The sequence below is a fragment of the Listeria valentina genome (assembly GCF_011800755.1).
GTDB classification, from domain to species: Bacteria; Bacillota; Bacilli; order Lactobacillales; family Listeriaceae; genus Listeria; species Listeria valentina.
Genome location: NZ_JAATJW010000087.1, coordinates 1 through 7,219, shown reverse-complemented (window position 1 = coordinate 7,219; position 7,219 = coordinate 1). Strand labels below are relative to the sequence as shown.

Annotated in this window: 6 protein-coding genes and 1 rRNA gene; all 7 read right to left on the bottom strand. The window is 40.9% G+C overall.

The genetic code is table 11. From position 1 onward, the window contains the following. Positions 1–234: 234 nt before the first annotated feature. Positions 235–1,281: an Mrp/NBP35 family ATP-binding protein gene (locus tag HCK02_RS12820; protein WP_167630494.1), complete on the bottom strand. Its 1,047-nt coding sequence runs from the start codon at positions 1,279–1,281 to the stop codon at positions 235–237. Between the two features lie 160 nt (positions 1,282–1,441). After that, positions 1,442–2,353: a cation diffusion facilitator family transporter gene (locus tag HCK02_RS12815; protein WP_167630493.1), complete on the bottom strand. Its 912-nt coding sequence runs from the start codon at positions 2,351–2,353 to the stop codon at positions 1,442–1,444. A gap of 110 nt (positions 2,354–2,463) precedes the next feature. After that, a complete protein-coding gene (locus HCK02_RS12810) occupies positions 2,464–4,941 on the bottom strand; it encodes an ATP-dependent Clp protease ATP-binding subunit (RefSeq protein WP_167630492.1) in 2,478 nt (825 codons plus the stop codon). Between the two features lie 27 nt (positions 4,942–4,968). Beyond that, complete coding sequence (locus HCK02_RS12805; RefSeq protein WP_167630491.1) at positions 4,969–6,003, bottom strand: protein arginine kinase; 1,035 nt, start codon at positions 6,001–6,003, stop codon at positions 4,969–4,971. Beyond that, positions 6,000–6,539, bottom strand: coding sequence for a UvrB/UvrC motif-containing protein (locus tag HCK02_RS12800; protein WP_246215604.1), 540 nt, complete (start codon positions 6,537–6,539; stop codon positions 6,000–6,002). The genes HCK02_RS12805 and HCK02_RS12800 overlap by 4 nt, the downstream gene beginning before the upstream one ends. Then, the gene (locus HCK02_RS12795; protein WP_115754092.1) at positions 6,532–6,990 is read right to left on the bottom strand and encodes a CtsR family transcriptional regulator; all 459 of its coding nucleotides are present in this window, start codon (positions 6,988–6,990) and stop codon (positions 6,532–6,534) included. The genes HCK02_RS12800 and HCK02_RS12795 overlap by 8 nt, the downstream gene beginning before the upstream one ends. Positions 6,991–7,144: 154 nt before the next feature. Then, positions 7,145–7,219: ribosomal RNA gene (gene rrf, locus HCK02_RS14315) — 5S ribosomal RNA — on the bottom strand; the annotation flags it as partial.

Genomic DNA, 7,219 nt, shown 5'->3' with positions numbered 1-7,219 from the left:
CCTGCCCTGCGAATTGATTGGTGAAACATACTGTTTCATCGCTTTTTCGTCTTCTTTTTGTTCAGTTTTCAAAGGTCGATTTCTTGAGTTTCTGTTGCGCGTTTAGCGCATCAGCAACGTTTATTAATATACCAATTTTCAAGCCGTTCGTCAATAGATTTCCAAAACTTTTTTCATTTTATTTTGCCCACATGCAATTTTTGCATATTCACACAACAAATTTTCTGTATTAAATCACTTTAAATCCATTGATACATCTGACTTAACGATAACTTCATCTGCCAAGTTCAAAAAAGACTCACTTAATAAATCTTCTGAGTTGTAAATACCATCTACATATCCAGCTACATTTTTAACTGGTTGCTCCATACGAAGTTGAGCTAAAAGGTCAACATCTAAATCAGTAGCTACTTTTTCTCCCCCACCTGCTCCGAACAATTCTACTAAGCGCCCATCAATATTTACTGCAGACATATTTTCCACTACCCCTAAGATATAATGTCCATTTTTTCTAGCCATGTATCCCGCACGAGAAGCCACTTGTGCAGCAGCATAATGAGGTGTTGTTACAATCAGTTCAAAACAGCTTGGGAGTAAAGCGTGAATATCTAGCGCAACATCTCCCGTTCCAGGTGGTAAATCAATAATTAAGTAGTCTAGCTCTCCCCATTTTACTTCCTCTAAAAACATCTTCACCATTTTTCCAAGCATTGGTCCACGCCAAATTACCGGTTCCCCAGATTCAACAAAGAAATCCATCGAAATCATTTTCACACCATGTGTCTCAACAGGAATAATGAAGTTTCCTTCCTTTTTCGGTGCAGTCATTTCACCAAAAAGCACAGGCAAGCTAAACCCACAAATATCTGCATCTAACACGCCTACTTTTTTCCCACGCTTGGCTAGAGCAACCGCTAAGTTAGCTGCAATAGTTGACTTCCCAACTCCACCTTTTCCACTTACAATAGCTACAAACTTTGTTTTACTGGATTCACTTAAAATTCCTTCACGTTGTTCTAAAATCGAATCAATGACATCCGAAGCCAAGTATTGTAAATCTAGCACAATTTCTTCAAACCCAAACTGACCTAACAGCTCCTGTATATTTGCCGAAAAAGCCCCCTTATCGACCTCAGGATCAGCAAGAGCTAACTCTAGAATGACTTTGTCAGGCTTGATCACTTCTATTCCTAAAACTCCGTTTGTTTCTTCGAGCGTGGCCTCTAATACTGGGTCGACCAAACGGTTAATTAGTTTCCCAACTTGTTGTTCATTTAACATGATTTCCCCTCCATGAAATTATCGAATCCGGTTTCATCATTATAGCATAGCCGCCAATTTTTTTCACAAACGAGCGCTACAAACAAAAAAGATGAGCGCATTTCGGCCTCATCCTTTTCATTTATTTATTGTCAAAACGCTTGAGCGCAAAGTCTATTCACTAGTTACAGTGGTCATGTGCAATAGACCGTTCCATTTGAATAGTAATATGTGAAACATGGAACTGATTTTCAATTCCTGCACGCAACCTATCCAAAAGCGCATCCCTATCAACATGCTCAGCAACCTGCAAATGTACGGTTAACGATGGGAAGTCCGATGAAATCGACCAGACATGTAAATCATGTACACTTTCAATTTCAGGTTGTTCGAGCAAGTAATTTCGAATCCCCTCAACTTCTACATTAGCTGGCTTGCCTTCCATTAAAACCTGAATAGATTCCCGGAAAACTCGAATCCCACTAATCAACACAAAAATAGATACGAGTACACTTGCGATTGGATCGGCAATATCCCAACCAAAGAATATAATAAGTAGTGCAGCTGCAATTGCTCCAACAGAGCCAAGTAAGTCCCCTAATACATGTAAAAAAGCACTTCGCATATTTAAGTTGCCACTTGTATCACCCTTTGCAAGAATATAGGCAACTAAAATATTGACTAATAGCCCTAAAACAGAGATTGTCATCATGCCGGATCCAATAACTTGTTTTGGCTCAAAGAAGCGGTGGTAAGCTTCATAAAAAATAAATAAAGAAATAAGAATTAGCGTTAGCCCATTAAAAAAAGCAGCTAAAATTTCAAACCTTCTATAGCCATACGTTTTGGAGTTACTGGCTGCTTTTTCTCCAAATTTAAAAGCTAGCAAACTAAGTCCTAACGCAACTGCATCACTTAGCATGTGACCAGCATCTGACAAAAGCGCTAAACTATTTGTTAATATCCCACCGACTACTTCTGCCACCATAAAGCCAGCAATCAAAATAAAACTGATTAAAAGAGCTTTTTTATTGGCACTGTGAGTGTGAGAGTGTCCATGTCCGTGGTGATCGTGTGAATGATGTTGTCCCATCTTTATTCCTCCCAATTTCTTTATATGTTAATATTAGCATATACACATAATAAGAGCAACCTTTTTCACACAAAAAAACCGAAATCCACTAAGGGTTTCGGTTTTCTACATTATGATTTAGTTTTTGTTTTAGACTTTTGGTTTGTTTTTTTCACCGAGTTTGCTACTTTATCTTTTTTTCGAACTTCGAGCTCGCCATCTTTTACGCCAATTTCAACAATATCCCCCGGCTCGATATTTTTGCGCAATAACTCTTCAGAAAGTCGATCCTCAATGTTTTTTTGAATCGCACGTTTAAGTGGGCGAGCACCATACTCAGGATCATAGCCTTCTTTTGCGATTTTCGCTTTCGCTCCTTCTGTGAGTTTCACATGGATATCTCGTTCAGCGAGACGTTTTGTCAATTGTGAAGTTAGCAAAGTAACAATTTGTTTAAGTTCTTTTTCCGTTAGCGAATGGAAGACAATTGTTTCATCAATCCGGTTGATAAACTCAGGACGGAATGCGCGCTTTAATTCCTGCATCACGCGGTGTTCCATAGCTTTATAGTCCTGCGTCAAATCAGTGACATTAAATCCAACAGACTTGTCTTCTTTCATTTCTTGCGCGCCAATATTCGAAGTCATGATAATCACAGTATTTCTAAAATCTACTACGCGTCCCTTGGAATCCGTTAAACGCCCGTCATCAAGAACTTGAAGTAACATATTGAACACATCTGGGTGCGCTTTTTCAATTTCATCAAGCAAAACAACCGAATAAGGATTTTGGCGGATTTTTTCAGTAAGTTGGCCACCTTCTTCATAGCCGACATAACCTGGAGGAGATCCAACTAGACGTGCAGTCGAGAATTTTTCCATATACTCCGACATATCAACACGAATCATCGCATTTTCATCGCCAAACATAGATTCCGCGAGAGCTTTAGCAAGCTCCGTTTTCCCAACCCCCGTTGGTCCAAGGAAAATAAATGAACCAATTGGACGTTTCGGATCTTTAAGCCCCGCTCTCGCACGACGAACAGCAAGCGCAACAGCTTTCACCGCCTCATCTTGGCCAATTACACGCTGATGTAGCACTTTTTCCATGTTGAGCAACTTATCCGTTTCAGTTTCAGCAATTTTTGTAACCGGGATACCCGTCCAGCTAGAAACAACTTCTGCGACTATGTCTTCTGTGACTTGACTATTATCCCGCCCTTGTTTTTCTTTCCAATTTAGTTTCTTTTCTTCTAATTGCTGCCTAATTTTCTTTTCCTTATCACGGAAAGCAGCCGCTTTTTCAAATTCTTGACCTTGTACAGCCGCATCTTTTTCCTTCTTAAGCTCGCTTAATTCCACTTCAAGATCTTTCAAGTTTGAAGGAGTTGTATAAGCTTTCAAGCGAACCTTAGAACCGGCTTCATCAATTACATCAATAGCTTTATCCGGCAAGAAACGATCTGAGATATAGCGATCAGAAAGTCTAACAGCTGCTTCAAGTGCCTCATCCGTGATGGCTACTCGGTGATGCGCTTCATAACGATCCCGTAAGCCATTCAAAATTTGAATAGATTCATCAATTGTTGGTTCTCCAACTTTAATCGGTTGGAAACGACGTTCTAATGCGGCATCTTTTTCGATATATTTGCGGTATTCATCGAGCGTTGTTGCCCCAATACATTGCAATTCACCACGTGCTAGAGGCGGCTTCAAGATATTTGAAGCATCGATTGCACCTTCAGCACCACCAGCACCGATAAGAGTATGCAATTCATCAATAAACAAAATCACATTGCCCGCTTGACGAATTTCATCCATAACTTTCTTAAGTCGATCTTCAAACTCACCACGATATTTCGTGCCAGCAACAACCGTTCCCATATCAAGCGTCATTACGCGTTTTCCCCGTAGCGTTTCTGGGACTTCATTGCGAACAATTTGTTGCGCTAAGCCTTCCGCAATCGCTGTCTTCCCAACCCCAGGTTCCCCGATTAAAACAGGGTTATTTTTCGTGCGCCGGCTGAGTACTTCGATCACGCGTTGAATTTCTTTTGCGCGGCCAATCACTGGGTCGAGGTTGTCTTCCCGCGCAATCACTGTTAAATCTCGCGCCAAACTATCGAGCGTCGGTGTTGCTTGCGTATTCGTTTGTCTTCCAGCTGTGCCATTATCTCCACCGCCAAGAAGCTGAAGCACTTGTTGACGCGCTTTGTTCAAGCTAACGCCCAAATTGCTGAGCACTCGAGCTGCTACGCCTTCCCCTTCACGAATCAAACCAAGCAAGATGTGTTCTGTCCCCACATAGCTATGTCCAAGTTTGCGTGCTTCATCCATTGAAAGTTCAATTACTTTTTTCGCACGCGGCGTATATTGAATCGTCGTAACGGTTTTTTCACCTTGACCGATTAATTCTTCTACTTCTTGTTGAACTTTTTCTGGGCTAATCCCAAGTTCATAAAGCGCCTTTGCAGCAATTCCTTCCCCTTCACGAACTAAACCAAGCAAAATATGTTCTGTTCCAAGGTTGCTATGATTAAGTCGCATCGCTTCTTCCTGCGATAGGGCAAGAACTTTCTGGGCTCTTTGTGTAAAACGTCCAAACATCATATCGTTTTCCTCCTTTGTGGCCATCCATTAAACTTCTTTAAGAATATCACGAATAACAGATGCTCGAATAACTTTTTCCTCTAATTCATTCATATCTTGCCCCCGCGCTTTTCGTAAAAAGGCTGGTTGCGAAAATATTAGCAGTTCATTGATTGTTTGGCGAGATATATGCTCAAAATAACCTAATTCAATTCCTAAACGCAACTCAGAAATGGCTTCTCCACTTTCTTGCGTAGAAATCACACGGCTATTTTTCAAAACACCATAAGCTCGGTAAACTCGGTCTTCAAGCGAAATATGAAATTTTTGTTTTAAACTTGTTCGACTAACTCGTTCTTGCATGATTACTTGTTCCATGATTTGCGTTAAATCACTGACAATGTCCTCTTCCGTCTTTCCAAGCGTCACTTGATTTGAAATTTGGAAAATATTGCTTTCAGACCGACTTCCCTCGCCATAAATCCCGCGAATCACAAAACCGATGCTTCGGAGTGCCTCAACGATCTTTTTCAGCCGTTTAGTAGCAACAAGCCCCGGCAAATGGACCATCACAGAAGCACGCAATCCCGTTCCAAGGTTCGTAATACAACTCGTAAGATAACCAAACTCTTTGTGAAAAGCGAAAGGATAGGCTTGCTCAATTTGTTCAGTCATCCGAAGTGCATTTTCGAGCGCATCAAACAACCTAAGGCCAGGTTCAAGGCATTGCACGCGCAAGTGATCCTCTTCATTTGTCATGATACTCACATTTTCAGTGGGACTAATAAACACTGCCCCATGCTCACTTTCATTCATCAAATATGGGCTAATCAAATGTTTCTCCACAAGAAGCGCCCGATCAAGCATCCCGAGCTCCTCCATCTTAAACAAAAGAAAAGAATCATCCAATACACGCTTCACACGTTCCACAACCGCATCCCGCTGCTCATAAAACGGAAACAGCTCATCCTCAAAATTTCTTGCAATCCGAACACGCGAACTAAGAACAACATCCGCATCATCGCCATCTCTAGACAGCCAAGAGCTAAGCACAGGAGTCAAAACACGATTTTGTTCTGTCATTCCTCTTCACCCGCTTTCCCTTCAAGCGATCGAATTTCATCGCGTAAACGAGCTGCTTCCTCAAAGTTTTCCAATTCAATCATCTTTTGGATTTGCTCTCTCAGTGCCAAAATACGCTCCTCACGCTCTGATTCAGCTACAAAAGCATCCGGAACCTTCCCAACATGCTTCGTGTGACCGCCTTGCACTTGTTTTGCGGCTTGTAAAATTTGTTCATAAAAAGCATCATAGCAATCTGGACAGCCCGCTCGATTTGTCTTACGAAACGTATCAAAATCAAGTCCACATGAATCACATACCAGTTGTTTTTTCTCAGAAGTTTCGCCCGCTGTAACTTTATTCCCATCGAGCATTGATAAAAAGCTAAGTGCCAATTCGTTAAAAGCCTGAATCTTATTTTCTTCTTCCAGATTGGCACAGCTTTCACATAAATAAACCTCTTCAAGACTTCCATCAGAATGCAAATGTTGAATTCTAGTTACTGCTTCATTTTTTCCACAACGTTCACAAAGCATCTTCTCACTCCAATCAGTCATACTTCAAAGCTGCAAGCATCGCTTCCAAAATACGACTTCTTAAAATATCTCGGTCTGGTAAAGGAATAATTAAAACTTGCCGATCTAAAGCCGACATCATCATTCTTGCTTCCTTCTTTGTCACCACTTCTTCTTCTAAGAGTCTTAATACCACATCTTCAGCAAACGCTTGTGAGACCTTTTTTTCATGCACCATTGCAATGATCGCATCAAGTAGTTGTAACTTATCATTCATCTTCACTTTAATGATTCGAATGTAGCCACCGCCGCCTCGCTTACTTTCAACAATGTAGCCACGTTCCATGGTAAATCGTGTATTGATTACATAATTAATTTGCGAAGGTACACATTCAAATTTATCTGCTATTTCACTTCGCTTTATTTCAACAGCTTCATTTGCTTCTAAGACCTGCTTTAAGTAGGCTTCAATTATATCAGATATATTTCTCATTTGAATACTCCTTTCCTGCACAATCGAGAAAACATCACTTGACTTTGACTATAGTTGACTTTAATTATACATGATTTTACACCGCTTGCGCAAGTAGACTGACTGCACAAAAAAACACTTAAAATCGCTATGATTTTAAGTGCTTTCGCTATTTGCCCGGCGGCGACCTACTCTCACAGGGGGAAGCCCCCAACTACCATCGGCGCGGAGAAGCTTAACTACCGTGTTC

Coding starts and splice junctions, on each gene's coding strand:
- HCK02_RS12820 (WP_167630494.1), bottom strand. CDS start 1,281: ATGTTAAATGAACAACAAGTTGGGAAACTAATTAACCGTTTGGTCGAC.
- HCK02_RS12815 (WP_167630493.1), bottom strand. CDS start 2,353: ATGGGACAACATCATTCACACGATCACCACGGACATGGACACTCTCAC.
- HCK02_RS12810 (WP_167630492.1), bottom strand. CDS start 4,941: ATGATGTTTGGACGTTTTACACAAAGAGCCCAGAAAGTTCTTGCCCTA.
- HCK02_RS12805 (WP_167630491.1), bottom strand. CDS start 6,003: ATGACAGAACAAAATCGTGTTTTGACTCCTGTGCTTAGCTCTTGGCTG.
- HCK02_RS12800 (WP_246215604.1), bottom strand. CDS start 6,539: ATGACTGATTGGAGTGAGAAGATGCTTTGTGAACGTTGTGGAAAAAAT.
- HCK02_RS12795 (WP_115754092.1), bottom strand. CDS start 6,990: ATGAGAAATATATCTGATATAATTGAAGCCTACTTAAAGCAGGTCTTA.